Annotated in this window: 20 protein-coding genes; 4 read left to right on the forward strand and 16 right to left on the reverse strand. The window is 70.3% G+C overall.

Annotation, left to right across the window (positions count from 1 at the left end; translation table 11 throughout):
- Window positions 1-31: 31 nt before the first annotated feature.
- The 10 genes from N8N77_RS04060 to prmC form a co-directional block, all read right to left on the reverse strand.
- Window positions 32-931, reverse strand: coding sequence for a F0F1 ATP synthase subunit gamma (locus tag N8N77_RS04060; RefSeq protein WP_261164824.1), 900 nt, complete (start codon window positions 929-931; stop codon window positions 32-34).
- A 21-nt stretch (window positions 932-952) separates the two neighbouring features.
- Window positions 953-2,596, reverse strand: coding sequence for a F0F1 ATP synthase subunit alpha (atpA, locus tag N8N77_RS04065; protein WP_261164825.1), 1,644 nt, complete (start codon window positions 2,594-2,596; stop codon window positions 953-955).
- A gap of 61 nt (window positions 2,597-2,657) precedes the next feature.
- Complete coding sequence (locus N8N77_RS04070; protein ID WP_261164827.1) at window positions 2,658-3,443, reverse strand: F0F1 ATP synthase subunit delta; 786 nt, start codon at window positions 3,441-3,443, stop codon at window positions 2,658-2,660.
- Window positions 3,443-3,997, reverse strand: a complete 555-nt coding sequence (locus N8N77_RS04075) for a F0F1 ATP synthase subunit B (protein ID WP_261164828.1) — start codon at window positions 3,995-3,997, stop codon at window positions 3,443-3,445. The genes N8N77_RS04070 and N8N77_RS04075 overlap by 1 nt, the downstream gene beginning before the upstream one ends.
- A gap of 34 nt (window positions 3,998-4,031) precedes the next feature.
- Window positions 4,032-4,271, reverse strand: coding sequence for an ATP synthase F0 subunit C (gene atpE / locus N8N77_RS04080; protein WP_261164830.1), 240 nt, complete (start codon window positions 4,269-4,271; stop codon window positions 4,032-4,034).
- A gap of 43 nt (window positions 4,272-4,314) precedes the next feature.
- Complete coding sequence (gene atpB / locus N8N77_RS04085; RefSeq protein ID WP_261164832.1) at window positions 4,315-5,091, reverse strand: F0F1 ATP synthase subunit A; 777 nt, start codon at window positions 5,089-5,091, stop codon at window positions 4,315-4,317.
- Between the two features lie 213 nt (window positions 5,092-5,304).
- Window positions 5,305-5,757: a hypothetical protein gene (locus N8N77_RS04090; protein ID WP_261164833.1), complete on the reverse strand. Its 453-nt coding sequence runs from the start codon at window positions 5,755-5,757 to the stop codon at window positions 5,305-5,307.
- 10 nt (window positions 5,758-5,767) lie between these two features.
- Window positions 5,768-6,928 carry an MraY family glycosyltransferase gene (locus N8N77_RS04095; RefSeq protein ID WP_261164835.1) on the reverse strand — a complete coding sequence of 387 codons (1,161 nt, stop codon included), beginning with the start codon at window positions 6,926-6,928 and terminating at the stop codon, window positions 5,768-5,770.
- Complete coding sequence (locus tag N8N77_RS04100; RefSeq protein ID WP_396652775.1) at window positions 6,925-7,788, reverse strand: L-threonylcarbamoyladenylate synthase; 864 nt, start codon at window positions 7,786-7,788, stop codon at window positions 6,925-6,927. Before N8N77_RS04100 ends, N8N77_RS04095 begins: the two co-directional genes overlap by 4 nt.
- Window positions 7,789-7,835: 47 nt before the next feature.
- The gene (gene prmC, locus N8N77_RS04105; protein ID WP_261164836.1) at window positions 7,836-8,780 is read right to left on the reverse strand and encodes a peptide chain release factor N(5)-glutamine methyltransferase; all 945 of its coding nucleotides are present in this window, start codon (window positions 8,778-8,780) and stop codon (window positions 7,836-7,838) included.
- A gap of 69 nt (window positions 8,781-8,849) precedes the next feature.
- Here prmC and cysK point away from each other — a divergent pair, with 69 nt between their 5' ends.
- On the forward strand, window positions 8,850-9,788 hold the full coding sequence (gene cysK, locus N8N77_RS04110) for a cysteine synthase A (protein WP_261164838.1): 939 nt from the start codon (window positions 8,850-8,852) through the stop codon (window positions 9,786-9,788).
- 19 nt (window positions 9,789-9,807) lie between these two features.
- Window positions 9,808-10,371 (forward strand): serine O-acetyltransferase EpsC, encoded by a 564-nt coding sequence (epsC, locus tag N8N77_RS04115; protein ID WP_261164840.1) that lies wholly within the window; start codon window positions 9,808-9,810, stop codon window positions 10,369-10,371.
- A 40-nt stretch (window positions 10,372-10,411) separates the two neighbouring features.
- Here epsC and N8N77_RS04120 read toward each other — a convergent pair whose 3' ends face one another.
- Window positions 10,412-11,170 (reverse strand): MerR family transcriptional regulator, encoded by a 759-nt coding sequence (locus N8N77_RS04120; RefSeq protein WP_261164842.1) that lies wholly within the window; start codon window positions 11,168-11,170, stop codon window positions 10,412-10,414.
- A 42-nt stretch (window positions 11,171-11,212) separates the two neighbouring features.
- On the opposite strand from N8N77_RS04120, the gene N8N77_RS04125 reads away from it, so the two are divergent.
- Window positions 11,213-11,713 (forward strand): DUF6194 family protein, encoded by a 501-nt coding sequence (locus N8N77_RS04125; protein WP_261164844.1) that lies wholly within the window; start codon window positions 11,213-11,215, stop codon window positions 11,711-11,713.
- Window positions 11,714-11,728: 15 nt separating this feature from the next.
- Here N8N77_RS04125 and N8N77_RS04130 read toward each other — a convergent pair whose 3' ends face one another.
- Complete coding sequence (locus N8N77_RS04130) at window positions 11,729-13,183, reverse strand: amidase (protein ID WP_261164846.1); 1,455 nt, start codon at window positions 13,181-13,183, stop codon at window positions 11,729-11,731.
- Between the two features lie 76 nt (window positions 13,184-13,259).
- Between N8N77_RS04130 and N8N77_RS04135 the strand changes: the two genes are divergently transcribed.
- Complete coding sequence (locus N8N77_RS04135; protein ID WP_261164847.1) at window positions 13,260-14,096, forward strand: DUF3626 domain-containing protein; 837 nt, start codon at window positions 13,260-13,262, stop codon at window positions 14,094-14,096.
- A 52-nt stretch (window positions 14,097-14,148) separates the two neighbouring features.
- Here the strand turns inward: N8N77_RS04135 and N8N77_RS04140 are convergent, their stop codons facing one another.
- From N8N77_RS04140 to N8N77_RS04155, 4 genes are read right to left on the reverse strand one after another with little or no spacing between them, the layout of a single operon-like run.
- Window positions 14,149-14,913 carry an ABC transporter permease gene (locus N8N77_RS04140; protein ID WP_396652776.1) on the reverse strand — a complete coding sequence of 255 codons (765 nt, stop codon included), beginning with the start codon at window positions 14,911-14,913 and terminating at the stop codon, window positions 14,149-14,151.
- Window positions 14,913-15,674 carry an ATP-binding cassette domain-containing protein gene (locus N8N77_RS04145; protein WP_314732515.1) on the reverse strand — a complete coding sequence of 254 codons (762 nt, stop codon included), beginning with the start codon at window positions 15,672-15,674 and terminating at the stop codon, window positions 14,913-14,915. Before N8N77_RS04145 ends, N8N77_RS04140 begins: the two co-directional genes overlap by 1 nt.
- Entirely contained in the window at window positions 15,668-16,036 is a 369-nt protein-coding gene (locus N8N77_RS04150; protein WP_261164852.1) for a DUF1048 domain-containing protein, read from the reverse strand. The genes N8N77_RS04145 and N8N77_RS04150 overlap by 7 nt, the downstream gene beginning before the upstream one ends.
- A complete protein-coding gene (locus tag N8N77_RS04155) occupies window positions 16,036-16,371 on the reverse strand; it encodes a PadR family transcriptional regulator (protein ID WP_261164854.1) in 336 nt (111 codons plus the stop codon). The genes N8N77_RS04150 and N8N77_RS04155 overlap by 1 nt, the downstream gene beginning before the upstream one ends.
- Window positions 16,372-16,483: the final 112 nt, after the last annotated feature.

The following is a 16,483-nucleotide window of genomic DNA, read 5'->3' on the forward strand; positions in this document are numbered from 1 at the left end:
TCTCTTCCTTCTTGGAAATCGAATGTCGCGTTCAGGAGGCCAGCGCGTCGGCACCGCCGACGATCTCGGCGATCTGCTGCGTGATCTCGGCCTGGCGCGCGTTGTTGCGCAGGCGGGTGTAGTCGGTGATGAGCTTGTCGGCGTTGTCGCTGGCCGACTTCATCGCCTTCTGCGTGGCCGCCTGCTTCGCGGCCGCCGACTGCAGCAGCGCGTTGAAGATGCGGCTCTGGATGTACAGCGGCAGCAGCTTGTCGAGCACCGCGTCCGGATCGGGCTCGAACTCGTACAGCGGCGAGACCTCCGGCTCTGTCGGCACGTCGGCCTGGTCCGCATCAACGACCTGCAGCGGCAGCAGGCGCACCGACTCGGGCGACTGCGTCATCATGCTGACGAAGCGGTTGTAGACGATGTGGATCTCGTTGACGCCGCCCTCGGACTCGTCCAGAAGGTAGGCGTCGAGCACCGCCTGGGCGATCTCCTCGGCCGTGCCGAAGTGCGGGGTGTCCGCGTCGCCCGTCCACTGCTGCGCGCTCGCGATGCGCCGGAACTGGAAGTAGCCGACCGCCTTGCGACCGAAGAGATAGAAGACGATCTCCTTGCCCTCCGAGCGCAGGAGCTCGGCGAGCTCCAGCGCCTCGCGGATCACCTGCGAGTTGAACGCGCCGGCGAGGCCGCGGTCGCTCGTCATGAGCACGATCGCCGATCGCGTGATCGACTCGGGCTCGCGCGTCAAGACGTGATCCACGTCGCTGTGCGTGGCGACGGCCGACACCGCGTTCGTGACCGCGCGGGAGAAGGGCGACGACGCGCGCACGCGCGCCATCGCCTTCTGAATCCGCGAAGCCGCGATGAGCTCCATCGCCTTCGTGATCTTCTTGGTCGTCTGAGCAGAAGCGATCTTCTGCTTGTACTCCCTGAGTTGTGCGCCCATATGCGTCTTCTCCGGAAGGCGTTACGCCTTGCGGCCCTTGACGATCTGCTCCTGGCCCACGTCCTGCTGCTCGGCGGCCTCGTACTCCTCGCTGCCGGGGGCCGCGATGCTCACGCCCTTGCCCGACTGGAACTCCAGCACGAACGCGTCGACGACCTTCTCGAGCTCCGCCTTCGTCGCGTCCTCGAGCTTGCCCGTCTCGCGAAGGGTGTCGAGGATCGAGGTGTTGCGGCGCACGTGGTCGAGCAGCTGGCGCTCGAAACGCAGCACGTCCTCCACCGGGATGGTGTCGAGCTTGCCGTTGGTTCCTGCCCAGATCGAGATGACCTGCTCCTCCACCGGGTACGGCGAGTACTGCGGCTGCTTGAGGAGCTCGGTCAGGCGCGCACCGCGGTCGAGCTGACGACGCGACGCGGCGTCGAGGTCGGACGCGAACATCGCGAAGGCCTCGAGCGAGCGGTACTGCGCCAGCTCGAGCTTGAGCGTGCCGGAGACCGACTTGATGTGCTTCAGCTGCGCGTCACCGCCGACTCGCGAGACCGAGATGCCCACGTCGACCGCGGGGCGCTGGTTCGCGTTGAACAGGTCGGACTGCAGGAAGATCTGGCCGTCGGTGATGGAGATCACGTTGGTCGGAATGTACGCCGAGACGTCGTTCGCCTTCGTCTCGATGATCGGCAGACCGGTCATCGAGCCGGCGCCCAGCTCGTCCGACAGCTTCGCGCAGCGCTCCAGCAGACGGGAGTGCAGGTAGAAGACGTCGCCGGGGTACGCCTCGCGGCCCGGCGGGCGGCGCAGCAACAGCGACACGGCGCGGTACGCCTCGGCCTGCTTCGACAGGTCGTCGAAGACGATCAGGACGTGCTTGCCCTGGTACATCCAGTGCTGGCCGATGGCCGAGCCGGTGTACGGCGCGAGGTACTTGAAGCCGGCGGGGTCGGACGCGGGAGCCGCGACGATGGTCGTGTACTCCATCGCACCGGCGTCCTCGAGCGCGCCCTTGACCGACGCGATCGTCGAGCCCTTCTGGCCGATCGCCACGTAGATGCAGCGGACCTGCTTGTTCGGGTCGCCCGACTCCCAGTTCGCCTTCTGGTTGATGATCGTGTCGATCGCGATGGCCGTCTTACCGGTCTGGCGGTCGCCGATGATCAGCTGGCGCTGGCCGCGGCCGATCGGGATCATGGCGTCGATCGCCTTGATGCCGGTCTGCATCGGCTCGTGCACCGACTTGCGGTGCATGACGCCGGCGGCCTGCAGCTCGAGCTCGCGCTCGCCCTCGATGCCCGTGATCTCGCCGAGGCCGTCGACCGGGTTGCCGAGCGGGTCGACCACGCGGCCGAGGTAGCCCTCGCCCACGGGAACCGAGAGGACGCGGCCGGTGCGGGTGACCTGCTGGCCCTCCTCGATGCCGGCGAACTCGCCGAGCACGACCACGCCGACGACCTGCTCGTCGAGGTTCTGCGCGAGGCCGAGGGTGCCGTCCTCGAAGCGGATGAGCTCGTTCGCCATCACGCCGGGCAGGCCCTCCACGTGCGCGATGCCGTCAGCGGCGTCGACGACGGTGCCGACCTCGGTCGCAGGCGAGCCGCTGGGCTCGTACGCGGCGGCGAAGTCCTTCAGCGCGTCACGGATGACGTCGGGGCTGATGGTGATGTCTGCCATTGTCTTCCTTCGTTCGTGGGACCCTGGGTCCCGAAGTCTCCGCCGGGGCGGGAAGTCGGTGTCAGCCGGCCAGTCTCTGGCGCAGGTCGGTGAGTCGCGAGGAGATGCTGCCGTCGATGATGTCGTCAGCGATCTGCACGCGGATGCCGCCGACCACGTCGGCGTCGATGATCTGGTTGAGCGCGATCTGGCCGCCGTACCGGCGCGCGAGGCTCGCCGTGAGGCGATCCGCCTGCTCGTCCGTGAGCGGACGCGCCGTGGTCACGGTGGCGACCGTGCGGTCCGCCTGCGCCGCGACCACGCGGATGACGTGGTTGAGCAGTCCACGCAGGCGTCGCCCGCGCAGCTCGCGCACGAGCTCCGAGACGATCAGCAGGGTGGCGTCGCTCACGCGGCCCGACAGCAGCTTCTCGACGAGGGCCACCTTGGCGGCCGGGTCGCCCAGGGTGCTGCCGAGCGCGAGCTCCAGCTCCGGGTTGGAGGCGATCACGCGCGACACCCCGAACAGCTCGCCCGACAGATCCGCGGTCTTCTCCGCCTTCGCGGCCGCGCGGATCGCGAGCTCCTCGAGCGCGTCGACGAGATCCGTCGTGTCGGACCAGCGCTGCGAGACGACGGCCGTGACGACGTTGCGGGCGCCGGCCGACAGCTTGCCGAACACCGCGCCGACGAGCGCCGCGCGCGCGTCAGGAGCCGTGGTGCGATCGGCGAGCGCGCCGCTCAGCTGCGGCGAGCCGGCCACGGCGCGCGCGGCAGCGAACAGGTCGCGCGCCGTGGCGGCGCCGACCCGCTGCTTGTCGAGCACGGCGGCCGATGCCGCGAGGGCCTGAGTGGTCGCGCTGCCCATTACTTCGCCGTCTCCTGAGCCGCCTCGAGGTCGGCGAGGAAGCGGTCGACGACCGCCTTCGCCTTCTCGTCGTCGCTCAGCGTCTCACCGATGACGTTGCCCGCGAGGTCGAGGGCGATGCCGCCCACCTCGCCGCGCAGCGAGATCAGGGTCGCCTGGCGCTCGGCCTCGATCTGCGCCTGGGCGGACGCCGCGATGCGCTCGGCCTCGGCGGATGCCGTGGCCTTCGCCTCTGCGACGATCTTCTTCGCGTCCTCGTGAGCTGCCTCGCGGATCTCGCCGGCCTGCACGCGGGCCTCGGCGAGCTGCTTGGTGTACTCCTCGAGCGCCGCCTCGGCCTCCTTCTGCGCCGCGTCAGCCTTGGCGATGTTGCCCTCGATGGCCTCGGCGCGCGCGTCCAGCACCTTGTTCAGGCGCGGCAGGGCGACGAAGATCACGACCAGCAGCACGATCGCCAGGCAGATCGCCGACCAGACGATGTCGTACCCGTGCGGAAGGAGCGGGTTCGCGCTGTGACCGTCCTCGGCCGCGACGGTGACAAGAGCGTTCAGCATCCTGTCTCCTTATCTGTGAAGTCGCGGAAGGGGATCAGACCGCGGCGAAGATGAACGGCGTGACGATGCCGATCAGCGCCAGGATCTCGATGAAGGCGAGACCGATCCACATGGTCTGCTGGAACCGGCCGGCGAGCTCGGGCTGACGGGCGGTCGACTCGATGACCTTGCCGAAGAGGATGCCCAGACCGATGGCCGGGCCGATCGCCGCGAGGCCGTAACCCACGGTGGCGATGTTTCCCTCAATGGCGGCGAGAACCGTCGTTGCGTCCACTGGATATTTCCTTTCGTAGGGCGATCAGCCGGTTGACTGACCGTCAGTGCTCGTCCGCGAGCGACAGCTGGATGTACACCGCGGTGAGGATCGTGAAGACGTAGGCCTGCAGGAAGGCGACGAAGAGCTCGAAGAGCATGAAGGCGAGGCCCATGACGCCCGAGCCCACCGAGAACAGCGACATCCAGGTGCCGCTGAGGATGAAGAAGTTGGTGGCCGCGAAGAACAGCGACAGCATGAAGTGGCCGACCATCATGTTCATGAGCAGTCGCAGCGTGAGCGAGACCGGCCGCACGATGAAGGTCGAGATGAACTCGATGACCATGATCATCGGGGCGAGGTAGATCGGCACTCCGCCCGGGAGCAGCGAGGCCTTCAGGAAGTGGAAGGCGCCGTGCTTCTTGATGCCCGCGTAGATGAACACGACGTACGCGACGATGGCGAACACCAGGGGCGCGCCGATCACGGAGGTGCCGGCCAGGTTGATGCCGGGCACCACGCCGGTGACGTTCATGAAGAGGATCGTGAAGAACATCGCGGTCAGCAGCGGCACGAACCGCTTGCCGTCCTTCTCGCCCAGCAGGTCGTACGCGATGTTGTTGCGCACGAAGCCGAAGCCGAACTCGAGCACGCTCTGGAACCGGCCGGGCACCACCGTGAGCCGGCGCGTGCCGAGGACGAGGATGATCACCAGGACGATCGTCGCCAGCACCTGCGCGAGGTTGATGCGCGTCATGATGTCGACGCCACCGATGGTGAGGATCGCGTCCGGGAAGAAGTCGGTGATCGACGGCGGGGTGAACTCGTTGCCGTCGGCCATCGGGACGATCATCGTCGCTTGAGTCAACTCAGTGGCTCCAGCTTCTCGCCCAGAGGGTATCCAGGCGGGTAAGTCGGTGGTGGGGGTGTCATTCGCGGGACCACAGCGCTGTGCGCCGCTCGCCAGCCACGGTGACTACTCCACCCTATCAAAGTTCGGCGCGCCTTTTGACACGCTGTAGAAATCGAACGGCGCCGGTGGTGACGCCGCGCGTCAGTCGTCGTCGCCGGGGAGGGCGACGTCGCTGGCGCCGGAGATCCGCATGCGCGTGACGGTGATGACGTCGATGACGAGCGAGGCCACGGCGGCGGCGACGAGGGCGAAGTAGAACACCAGCAGGTTCACCCACGGCAGGCCGACGACGACCGCGATCGCGATGAGGAACACGATGACCTTCACGATGAAGACGCCCATCGTGATGCCGAAGAACATGGTCAGGAAGCGTGGCGTGCCGTACCAGCGATTGCCGAAGAGCATGCTCGCGACGGTGATGATCGGGAACAGGGCCCCGATCAGGGCGCCCAGGACGCCGCTCCACAGGCCCTGAGACCCGTCGACGAGCAGACCGATGACGGCCGCCGCCACGAGGACGACGACGCCGGCCGCCGTCGTCCAGATCAGTCCGGCGCGGAAGGTGGGATTGCTGGAGATGGTCTTGCGGGGCATCAGGGGGCCTTCACGGGGTCGGGTGGCTGTGGGCGGGTCGCGCCGGCTCGCTGCGCCGGCTGGGGGTCAGGGTCACGACGAGGCAGGCGGCCACGCCGAGCAGGCCGAAGGCGACGCCGGGCAGATACTCCCCCGGCCAGTCCTCGCGCGCGCCGAGGTACATCAGCAGCACCGCGAGACTGACGACGCCGGTCCAGGCGTAGAAGATGAGCACGGCGTCGCGGTCGCTGTGGCCCATGTCGAGCATCCGGTGGTGGAGGTGCTTGCGGTCCGCCGAGAACGGGGACTTGCCCGCCCGCAGCCGGCGGATCACCGCGAGCCCGAAGTCGAGAAGCGGCAGCATGACGACGACGATCGGCAGCAGGATCGGCAGGAAGGCACCGACCAGCTGCGAGCGGCCGAACTCATCCTGCGCGAACATGGCGGGGTCGAGGACGCCGGTGATCGCGATGGCGCTGGTCGCCATGAGCAGGCCGAGCACGAGGGCGCCGCCGTCGCCCATGAACAGCTTGGCGCCGTTCCAGTTCATCGGCAGGAAGCCCGCGCACGCGCCCACAAGCACGACGGCGAGGAAGGTGGCGAGGTTGAAGTAGGTGCTCGCCCCGATGTCGCGCACGAGCACGTACGAGTACACGAAGAAGACGGTGTTGGCGATCAGGCACACGCCGGCCACGAGGCCGTCCAGGCCGTCGATGAAGTTCACGGCGTTCATCACGACGACGATCGCGAACATCGTCAGCGCGATGCTGAGCCAACTGGACCCCACCCAGAGATCTCCGAGCGGCAGCGCGTAGATCTGCAGGCCGCCGCCGACGGCGATGATGCCGGCCGCGAGGAACTGGGCGGCCAGCTTGATCATCCAGTCCAGGTCGAGGAGATCGTCGAGCACGCCCACGACGACCGTGAGGCCCATGGCCGCGAGGATCGACCACATCACGCGCGGGTCGGCCCAGACGATGCCGAAGAACGGATTGGCCGCCGAGACGAGCATGGCCACGACCATCGCGACGAACATCGCGACGCCGCCCAGCCGGGGCGTCGGCACCGTGTGCACGTCGCGCTCGCGAATGCCGGGGTACAGCTTGAAGCGCAGCGCGAGTCGCCAGATCCCCCAGGCCAGCGCGAGGGTGAGCGCCGCCGTGAGGATCAGCGTGAAGACGTATTGCCTCACGCGCTCCCCTGACCGTCCCCCTGCTCGGCCGCCTCACCGCGGCCCTGCTCGCCTTCCTGGCTGCGGCGCAGTGCGGCCGCGAACGCGGCGCGGGGGTCGGCCGGGGCGGCGGCGGACGGCGACGGCGCCTCCTCGGCGCCGCTGCGCGCACCGTCCGGGTGTGCGTGGTCGGCGTGCTCGTCGTCGTCGGCCGCGGCGAGAAGGTCGCCCAGCACCTCGCGCAACTGGTCGCGCGACACGGCACCCTCGCGCAGCACCCGCACCTGTCGGTCCTCGACGCCCGCCGCGGTCACCAGGGAGGTGGCGTCGATGATCGTCGAGGCGATGCCCGTCTCGCTGGGGCCCGCGTCGAGGTAGACCGCCACCGAGTCGGCAAGCATGTCCTGAGCCTGGCCGGCCGTCACCGCCGCGGGCTTCTTCGTGAGGTTGGCGCTCGAGACCGCGAGCGGACCCGTCTCCTCCAGCAGCTCCAACGCGATGCGGTGGTCGGGCATGCGCACCGCGACCGTCCCCTCGGTGTCGCCGAGGTCCCACGTGAGCGACGCCTGCGCCGGCAACACGATCGTGAGCCCGCCCGGCCAGAACCGCTCGACCAACGCGTCGACCTCCGGAGGAACCGCCTCGACCAGCGCGGCCAGGGCGGCTCGGCCCGCGACGAGCACGGGCGGCGGCTGCTGCCGGCCGCGGCCCTTCGCCTTCAGCAGCCGGGCGACCGCGGCGGGGCTGAAGGCGTCGGCGGCGACGCCGTAGACGGTGTCGGTGGGGATGACGACGAGCTGCCCGCGCGCGATGGCCTGGCGCGCCTGGCGCATTCCGGTGAGCAGCTGCGCCTCATCGGCGCAGTCGAAGACAGGGGACATAGCGGCCTCAGTCTACTTCCCGCGCCCCGCGCCACCGAGAGGACGCATCAGGGGCGGAGCGCGGTCGTGGCCCGATCACGCGAGGTGAGGTCGGGATGGGTGGCGGCGGCACGCCACCCATCGGCCGTGAGCAGCTCGCGGATGGACTCGCCCTGCCACTCCCCGTGCTCGATGATGAGCGATCCGCCCGGACGCACGAGGGCCAGCGCGCGCCGGCTGATGCCGCGCACGACGTCGAGCCCGTCGGCCCCGCCGTAGAGGGCCGCCTCCGGGTCGTGCAGGCGCACCTCGGGGTCGCGGGGGATCGCGTCGTCCGGCACGTACGGCGGATTGGTGACGAGCACGGCCACCGTTCCGTCGAGCTCGGGCAGGGCGCGCGTGGCGTCGTCGAAGACGAGCCGCAGATTGGGGGCCCCGACGCGCGCGGCGTTCTCCTTCGCCCAGATGAAGGCGTCGACCGAGTTCTCCACGGCGTGCACGCGGGCGTGCGGCACCTCCGTCGCCAGGGCCAGCGCGATGGCTCCGCTGCCCGTGCAGAGGTCGACGGCCACGGGGTCGGGCTCGGGAACGGCCCGCAAGGCGTCGATCGCGAGCTGCGCGACCATCTCGGTCTCGGGGCGCGGCACGAACACACCCGGCCCCACGAGCAGCTCGAGATGGCGGAACGGCGCGACACCGGTGATGTGCTGCAGCGGTTCGCGGCTCGCGCGCCGCTGGACGGCATCGGCGAACGCCGCCGCCTCGCCCCCGTCCAGCTCGTCGCCGCGCAGCGCGGCAGCCTGCACCTCGCCGCGGCCCGCGCCGATCACGTGCGCGAGCAGCAGCTCCGCGTCGACGGTCGGATCGGGCACGCCGGCCACCGCGAGGCGTTCGGCCGCGGCCCCGAGCGCAGCGCGCACGGGCACGGCCGCCTCGAAAGCGGGGTCGACGGCGGTGGTCACGAGGGGGAAGCCTATCCCCGCCCGCTGCACGAACGCGTCGTTTTCCGTCATCTCCTCCCTCAGCCGTCCGATTGGTCCTAATCTGGCGGGGACCCCACCCGATCGTGCGAAAGGCCCACGATGCCCGGAATTCACAACGACATCACCTCTGCGTTCGGCAACACCCCCCTCGTCCGGCTGAACCGCGTCACCGGCGACGCGGGCGCCACGGTGCTCGCGAAGCTCGAGTACTACAACCCGGGATCGAGCGTGAAGGACCGCCTGGGCATCGCGCTGGTCGACGCGGCGGAGGAGGCGGGCGCCCTGAAGCCGGGCGGCACGATCGTCGAGGCCACGAGCGGCAACACGGGCATCGCCCTCGCGCTCGTGGGCGCGGCACGCGGCTACAAGGTGGTGCTGACGATGCCCGCGTCGATGTCGAAGGAGCGCCGCGTGCTGCTCAAGGCCTTCGGCGCCGAGCTCGTGCTCACCGACCCCTCGGGCGGCATGAAGGCCGCCGTCGCCGAGGCGGAGCGCATCGTCGCCGACACTCCGGGCGCCATCATGGCGAAGCAGTTCGAGAACGCCGCCAACCCCGCCATCCACCGTCGCACCACCGCCGAGGAGATCTGGCGCGACACCGACGGCACCGTCGACGTCTTCGTCGCAGGCGTGGGCACGGGCGGCACCATCACGGGCGTCGGCCAGGTGCTCAAGGAGCGCAACCCGGAGGTCAAGATCGTCGCGGTCGAGCCCACGGCCTCCCCGCTGCTGTCGACCGGCACGCCCGGGCCGGCCAAGATCCAGGGCATCGGCCCGAACTTCGTGCCGCCGATCCTCGACACCGAGGTGTACGACGAGGTCGCCACCGTCGAGTTCGAGGACGCGATCGCCACGGCGCGTGCCCTCGCCGCGCAGGAGGGCCTGCTCGTCGGCATTTCGTCGGGAGCCGCCGCCTGGGCGGCGATCCAGGAGGCCAAGAAGCCGGAGAACGCGGGCAAGACCATCGTCGTGGTCATCCCCGACACCGGCGAGCGCTACATCACGACGCCGCTGTTCGAGGACCTTCGCGAGGACTGATCCCGGAATAATCGACTCCATGGGATTGCACATCCGGGAGGATGTCGAAGCCGCGCGCCGCAGGGATCCTGCGGCGCGCGGCTTCCTTGAGATCGCGCTGCTCTACCCCGGCTTGCACGCCGTGTGGGCGCACCGCGTGAACCACTGGCTGTGGCGGCGCGGGCTGCGCTTCGCCGCGCGCGCCGGGTCGCAGCTCGCGCGTTGGCTCACGGGGATCGAGATCCATCCGGGCGCCCGCATCGGGCGCCGCTTCTTCATCGACCACGGCATGGGGGTGGTGATCGGCGAGACGGCCGAGATCGGCGACGACGTCATGCTCTATCACGGCGTCACCCTCGGCGGCCGCACGCTCAGCAAGGGCAAGCGACACCCCACGCTCGGTGACGGCGTGGCGGTGGGCGCCGGAGCGAAGGTCCTCGGTCCGGTGACCATCGGCGCGCACTCCGTCGTCGGGGCGAACGCCGTGGTCACGCGCGACGCTCCCGAGCACAGCGTGCTGCTCGGGATCCCCGCGAAGGTACGCGCCCTCGGCACCGGCGAGGACGCCCGCCGGTATCTGCAGGCCCCGGAGTACATGATCTGACCGGCCGGCGCGGCGGCCCCGTGCGGGCCCGCCGGCAGAGTCAGCTCGCCGCAGGAGGACCAGTCGTCGCCTCGCGGAGGCGCAGCAGCGCGACGATGTCCGATCCGGCCATGAGCAGCGCCTCAGATCGTGACGCGATGGTTTCCAAGCGCGCCTGGAGCGCCGCGCGCGCGTCCGCCGTGGCGGCCACCTCGCGCAGCGACGCCATGACCGCCCGCACCGCCGGGATGCCGTAACCACCGGCACGGAGGGCGGCGACGATGCGTCCGTCCCGAACGGCGTCGGGTGGATAGCGTCGGGCGCCGCCGCGCGTCAGCCGTTGCGGAGTGATCAGGCCCTGCTCTTCCCAGAAGCGGAGGGTGGATGCGCGCACACCGAGCGCCGTCGACAGTTCGGTGATGCTCATCGAATCCTCCGGTGCGGGAGCCGCCTCGTGGGCGCTTTCGTCGACGATGCTGTCGAGGGCGCGGAGGGCCGACAGAGTGTCGTCGCGAAAGCGCGCAAGGCCCGCGTGCAGTGCCACGATGCGTGCGATGGCCTCGTCGTGCGGAAGACCGCGCACCTCACGCAGCGTGGCGCGCGCGATGACCGGTCCGACGGCGATCGCCAGGCGGCGATACGCGCGCAGCGCGGTCACGTGTGCGCCGGCGAACTCCCGGTAGCCGTTGGGCCGTCGTGCCGCCGGGGGGATCACGCCGAGTCGTTCGAGATCGCGAACCTGCTGGACGGAGCAGCCGGCGGCGGCGGCGAGACCGCTCGTCGTGTACCGCGCGGGACCGGGTTCCACCGGATCCTCCATGACCGAAACCCTCCACTAGCGCTTCAACTTCACACTTGAACCATGATGGAACGGATCCTGTCAGAAGTCCGAACCTACGACGGCGTCCTCGAGCTCGCTCCCACGGTGGGCAGCGAGTACCCGGAGCTCTCGTGGGGCGACCACTTCTTCTACTACGCCCCTGACGGCCAGCTGCCGCGCAACCGTCAGCCCTACGCGACGATCGTCACGAAGAACTACCCCGAAGACGCGCGCTCCGGGCTCGACCGACCCGGCCGTTGGAGGCTGAACGTCCACGTCGGATCGCGCGTGTTCGCCGAACTGCTCGGGTACCCGCCCGAGAGGATCGACGAGTCGGACGTCGACTACAGCGCCGAGGACGTCATCACCCCTCACCCGGTGTACGGGCCCTTCGGATGGATCTGCATCGTGAACCCTGGCGCGGCGACGCTGGACAGCGCCCTCCAGGCGCTCCGGCTGGCGCATCTGGCGGACCGGCGGCGCGTGCAACGACGGTCGCTTCCCGACCCGATCACGCCGAACGACGCCACCGGCCTCGGGTGACGGCGCCGCGCCCATTCAGGGTGCAGAGGTACCCGTCGAAAGCGGTGCGGCGCTCGCCGCGCTGCCCCACGACGCCACGGACGGCCACGGCAGCGGCCCCCTCCGGGACTCCAGCTCGGCGGCGAGCGAGAGGATCGCGGCCTCCCCGCCCGGCCGGCCGATCAGCTGTACGCTCACCGGGCGCTCCCCCGGCGCCGCCGTCACCGGCACGGTGACCGCGGGAAGGCCCGCCACGTTCACGAAGCTGGTGTGGGGTGCGTACTGGCACTGCCGCGCGAAGTTCTGCTCGGGGTCGGTGCCGTCGGTGAACCACCCGACGGGCTGCGGATCCCGCGCGAGGGCGGGGGTGAGCACGGCGTCGAACGGCGCGAACGCCGCGATCGTGTCGCGCTCGAACGCGGTGGCGGCCTGATACGCGCCGATGACGCGTTCGGCCGGCAGAGCGCGCCCCTCCCGCACCAGCCACGCCGTGAGCGGCTCCGTGAGCGCGTCGAGATCCTCCTCCGCGACGGGGATCCGCGCGGCGGAAGCCCGCCAGATCGTGGTGAACAGCTCAGGGTAGCCGCGGGGGTGCCAGTCGAGCGGCTCCACGTGGTGCTCCACGAGCATGCCTGCGGCACGGTCGAGTGCGTCGCGCGCCGACGCCGACAGCGTCGTGTCCGTCCACCCGTCCCACGGCGTGGCCGTCGTCACGCCGACGCGCAGCCCTCGCGACGGGCGCCGCACGGCGTCGAGGAACGGACCGGCTCCGGGCGCGCGCGTGGCGTAGGAGTACGGCTCCGATGCGGTGAGGGCGTCGAGCAGGTACGCGGCGTCGGCGACGGAGCGGGCGACGGGTCCCGCGACGGCCAGACCGCCCGGGGAATCCATGCCCGATCCGACCGGCAGCCTTCCCCGCGACGGCTTCAGGCCCACGACGCCGACCGTGGAGGCGGGGATGCGGATGGAACCGCCCCCGTCCGAGGCGGGGGCCGCCGGCAGCAGGCCCGCGGCGACCGCGACCGCCGCTCCCCCGCTCGAGCCGCCGGCGCCCGTCGCGGTGTCCCACGGGTTACGTGCGGGCGGCGCGACCAGCGACTCGGTGTAGCCGGTGAGGCCGAACTCGGGCGTGTTGGTCTTGCCGAGGCTCACCGCGCCCAGGCGGTCCAGGGCGGTCGCGATCGGGTCCGACACCTCCGGCACGAAATCGGCGAACGCCCGCGATCCGTAGCGGGTGGGAACCCCGGCGCGGGCGGTGAGGTCCTTCTCGGCGAGCGGCACACCCCACAGCGGTGGCGCGTCCGGCCCGGGTGCCCGCAGCCCGGCGGCCGCCGTTCGCGCACGATCGGCGGTGACCTCTACGAAGGCCGCCAGCGCACCATCCCGCTCGGCGATGCGCTGGAGGAAGTGATCCACCGCCTCGCGCGGCGACACCTCCCCGCGCCGCAGCGCCTCCGCAAGACCGATCAACCCGAGTTCGTGCAGCTCCACCCCGCCATCCTCTCGCGACCGGCGGGACGGGGTCGCGTTCGCTCGACCCCGTCGGCGGCATGCGACACTCGGGGGCATGGATCGGCTGGGAGCGGAAGCGCGTGCCGCCGTGGCCAGCGTGCGGTCGCGCGCGACGCCCGGGGGCGCGCTCCCGCCGCACGCGCGGGTGGTGCTGCACTTCCACCCGGAGGCGGATCTGCGCGGCGATGCGGTGCTCATCCGGATTCTCGAATCGGGACGCTACCTCCCCCAGTTCGTCACCGGCACGAGCAACGGCGGCCTCACGGCGATGCCGGGCGGGGCACGCTGGCTCTGGGAGTCCCGCCTCTTCGACGGCGCCTATGACGCCGCCGCTGCCGAGGATCGTCCGGTGTACGGCGCGCTCTTGCTGAACGGTGACCGCTATGGCGCCGCTGCACGGTTCGGCCCGGCGTACCTCCGTCTGCGCCCGACCGTGCTGTCGCGCACCACCTTCGCGTATCCCGACAGCGCGTGGGGGCCGGCGCACTTCGGCGTGCCCGATCGCCTCGGCGTGCTTGCGGAGTTCCGGCGCGCCGCCATCGGCGACCCGCTCGACCACTACGTCGAGGCGCACGTTCACGGCGGCGTCCGTGTGCCGGACGACGTGGAGGCGGTCGTGCTGGACCCCTCCTTCGAGGACGACGGGGCGCTCGCCGCTGCCCGCCGACTCGGCATTCGCGTCGAGCGGCACGGGGGCTATCTCGTCTCGCCCGAGCAGATCGATCCCGGCTATCGCGGGGCGGCGATCGTGCGGCTGGCGTCGCTCCTGGCGGTCGGCGGCCGCCTGACCCCGGCCGTCCTCGCCCGCGCCCGCGTCTCGGGCGCGCACGACCCGCAGGACCTGAAGCAGGTCTGGCACTGCCTGGCGCGCTTCGGCCGCCCCTGGCGGTAGACGCGCGAAGGCGCCCCTTCCGAGGAAGAGGCGCTTTCGCGGCGTGGGCGGCTCAGTTGGCCTTGCGGCGGTAGATCACCGTGGCGCCGATCCACGCGACGGCGAGGATGCCGACGCACCACGCCAGCGCGACCCAGATCTCGCCGCCGACCGGCGAGCCCGAGAACAGCGCGCGGATCGAGTCGACGATCGACGTGACCGGCTGGTTCTCCGCGAACCAGCGCACCGGCCCCGGCATGGAATCGGTGGGAGCGAAGGCCGAGCTGACGAACGGCAGGAAGATGAGCGGGTACGAGAACGCGCTCGCCCCGTCCACCGACTTGGCCGACAGCCCGGCGACCACCGCGATCCAGGTGAGCGCCAGCGTGAACAGCGCCAGCATCCCGAACACTCCGAGCCACGCGAGCGGGCTCGCACCCGTGCGGAAGCCCATGAGGAGCGCCACGCCGATCACGAGGGCGACCGACACGAGGTTCGAGGCCACCGAGGTGAGCACGTGCGACCACAGCACGCTCGAACGCGCGATCGGCATGGAGCGGAAGCGCTCGAAGAGCCCGCCCTGCATGTCGAGGAACAGCCGGTACGCCGTGTAGGCGATGCCCGAGGCGATCGTGATGAGCAGGACGCCCGGCAGCATGTAGTCGATATACGGCTGGGAACCCGTGTCGATCGCGCCCCCGAAGACGAAGACGAACAGCAGCATGATGGCGATGGGGGTGACCGCCGTGGTGATGATCGTGTCGGGGCTGCGCAGGATGTGTCGCATCGAACGCCCCGTGAGCGCGGCGGTGTCGCCGAGCGCGTGTGCCATGGCCATCAGGCGGCCTCCTTCCTTCCGACGAGCCGCAGGAACACGTCCTCCAGGCTCGGCTGCTTCTCGACGTACTCGACCTTCGCGGGCGGCATGAGCGCCTTGAGGTCGGCGAGTGTGCCCTGCACGAGGATCCGACCCTCGTGCAGGATCGCGATGCGGTCGGCCAGCTGCTCGGCCTCCTCGAGGTACTGCGTGGTGAGCAGGATGGTCGTGCCGCGGCGGGCGAGCTCGCGCACCGCGTCCCAGACCTCGATGCGCGCTTCCGGGTCCAGTCCGGTGGTGGGCTCGTCCAGGAACACGACGGGCGGCTCCCCGATGAGGCTCATGGCGATGTCGAGCCGGCGGCGCATGCCTCCCGAGTACGTTCCGGCCCGGCGGTCGCCCGCCTCCGTGAGCGAGAAGCGCTTCAGCAGCTCATCCGCGATCCTCCCCGGGGCGGGCAGGTGCCGCAGCCGTGCCACGAGCGCGAGGTTCTCGCGCCCGGTGAGCACCTCGTCCACGGCCGCGAACTGCCCCGTGAGGCTGATCGCCTCGCGCACCTCCCGCGACTGGGCCACGAGGTCATACCCCATGACCGAGCCCGTGCCCGCGTCGGCCCTCAGCAGCGTGCTGAGGATGCGCACGAGCGTCGTCTTGCCCGCCCCGTTCGAGCCGAGGAGGGCGAAGATGCTGCCCTGCTCCACCTCGACGTCGACGCCTCGAAGCACCTGCAGCTCGCCGAACGACTTCTCGATCCCGGCGACCCGGATGGCGGCGGTCATGATTCCGTCCCCTCTTCGGCACGATCGATCGCCTTCTTGAGGCGCTCCTTCTCCCTGTTGATCCAGGCGCCGTCGGAATAGTTCGCGACGAACTCCTCCGCGAACTCCACCGGGTCATCCCCGACGATGTCGCGCACCGGCGTGCCGTTCGCGGCATGCTCCTCGAAGAGGTCGGCGAGGTCGCCGAGCATCCGGAGCACGACCTCGCCGTCGGCCACACCGCCGGCGTACATGACGTAGCGGTCGAGCGCCTGCGCCGCCGTGCGGTATTCGCCGGGCAGCGCCTCCACCCGCGCCTTGTACTGCCGATACTGCTTCTTCTGCTCGAGCGAGCCCGTGAGCTTCTCGATCCAACCCGCAGCCATCACTTCTCTCCCTTGTCGGTGCGGAGCTCCTCCAGCCGTGCGGCCAGGAAGCTCCAGTCGTTCCAGAACTCGTTCAGTCGTTCGTGCCCGCTCGCGTTGAGCGAGTACACCTTGCGAGGCGGCCCCTTCTCCGACGGGACCTTCTCCACGTCCACCAGCCCGCGCTGCTCGATGCGCACGAGCAGGGCGTAGATGGTGCCCTCCGCGATCCCGGCAAAGCCCCGGTCGCGCAGCCAAGCGGTGATCTCGTATCCGTATGCGGGGCGCGCCGACAGGATCCCCAGGACGATGCCCTCGAGCACGCCCTTGAGCATCTCCGTCGTCTGCCTGCCCATATCGTCCTCCTGCTACTCGGTGTTGCTACGTACTAGTACCTAGCAATGCTGACTACTACTACATAGTGACACTGAATACCGGCCGGCGCAAGCCGGATCTCAGATCTGACAC

The sequence above is a fragment of the Microbacterium sp. Marseille-Q6965 genome (assembly GCF_946151065.1).
GTDB lineage: Bacteria > Actinomycetota > Actinomycetes > Actinomycetales > Microbacteriaceae > Microbacterium.

What these genes read in the sequence shown, in the direction of transcription:
- N8N77_RS04060 (WP_261164824.1), bottom strand. Translation starts at nt 931, where the DNA reads ATGGGCGCACAACTCAGGGAGTACAAGCAGAAGATCGCTTCTGCTCAG.
- atpA (WP_261164825.1), bottom strand. Translation starts at nt 2,596, where the DNA reads ATGGCAGACATCACCATCAGCCCCGACGTCATCCGTGACGCGCTGAAG.
- N8N77_RS04070 (WP_261164827.1), bottom strand. Translation starts at nt 3,443, where the DNA reads ATGGGCAGCGCGACCACTCAGGCCCTCGCGGCATCGGCCGCCGTGCTC.
- N8N77_RS04075 (WP_261164828.1), bottom strand. Translation starts at nt 3,997, where the DNA reads ATGCTGAACGCTCTTGTCACCGTCGCGGCCGAGGACGGTCACAGCGCG.
- atpB (WP_261164832.1), bottom strand. Translation starts at nt 5,091, where the DNA reads ATGGCCGACGGCAACGAGTTCACCCCGCCGTCGATCACCGACTTCTTC.
- N8N77_RS04090 (WP_261164833.1), bottom strand. Translation starts at nt 5,757, where the DNA reads ATGCCCCGCAAGACCATCTCCAGCAATCCCACCTTCCGCGCCGGACTG.
- N8N77_RS04100 (WP_396652775.1), bottom strand. Translation starts at nt 7,788, where the DNA reads ATGTCCCCTGTCTTCGACTGCGCCGATGAGGCGCAGCTGCTCACCGGA.
- prmC (WP_261164836.1), bottom strand. Translation starts at nt 8,780, where the DNA reads ATGACGGAAAACGACGCGTTCGTGCAGCGGGCGGGGATAGGCTTCCCC.
- cysK (WP_261164838.1), top strand. Translation starts at nt 8,850, where the DNA reads ATGCCCGGAATTCACAACGACATCACCTCTGCGTTCGGCAACACCCCC.
- epsC (WP_261164840.1), top strand. Translation starts at nt 9,808, where the DNA reads ATGGGATTGCACATCCGGGAGGATGTCGAAGCCGCGCGCCGCAGGGAT.
- N8N77_RS04120 (WP_261164842.1), bottom strand. Translation starts at nt 11,170, where the DNA reads ATGGAGGATCCGGTGGAACCCGGTCCCGCGCGGTACACGACGAGCGGT.
- N8N77_RS04125 (WP_261164844.1), top strand. Translation starts at nt 11,213, where the DNA reads ATGATGGAACGGATCCTGTCAGAAGTCCGAACCTACGACGGCGTCCTC.
- N8N77_RS04135 (WP_261164847.1), top strand. Translation starts at nt 13,260, where the DNA reads ATGGATCGGCTGGGAGCGGAAGCGCGTGCCGCCGTGGCCAGCGTGCGG.
- N8N77_RS04140 (WP_396652776.1), bottom strand. Translation starts at nt 14,913, where the DNA reads ATGGCCATGGCACACGCGCTCGGCGACACCGCCGCGCTCACGGGGCGT.
- N8N77_RS04150 (WP_261164852.1), bottom strand. Translation starts at nt 16,036, where the DNA reads ATGGCTGCGGGTTGGATCGAGAAGCTCACGGGCTCGCTCGAGCAGAAG.
- N8N77_RS04155 (WP_261164854.1), bottom strand. Translation starts at nt 16,371, where the DNA reads ATGGGCAGGCAGACGACGGAGATGCTCAAGGGCGTGCTCGAGGGCATC.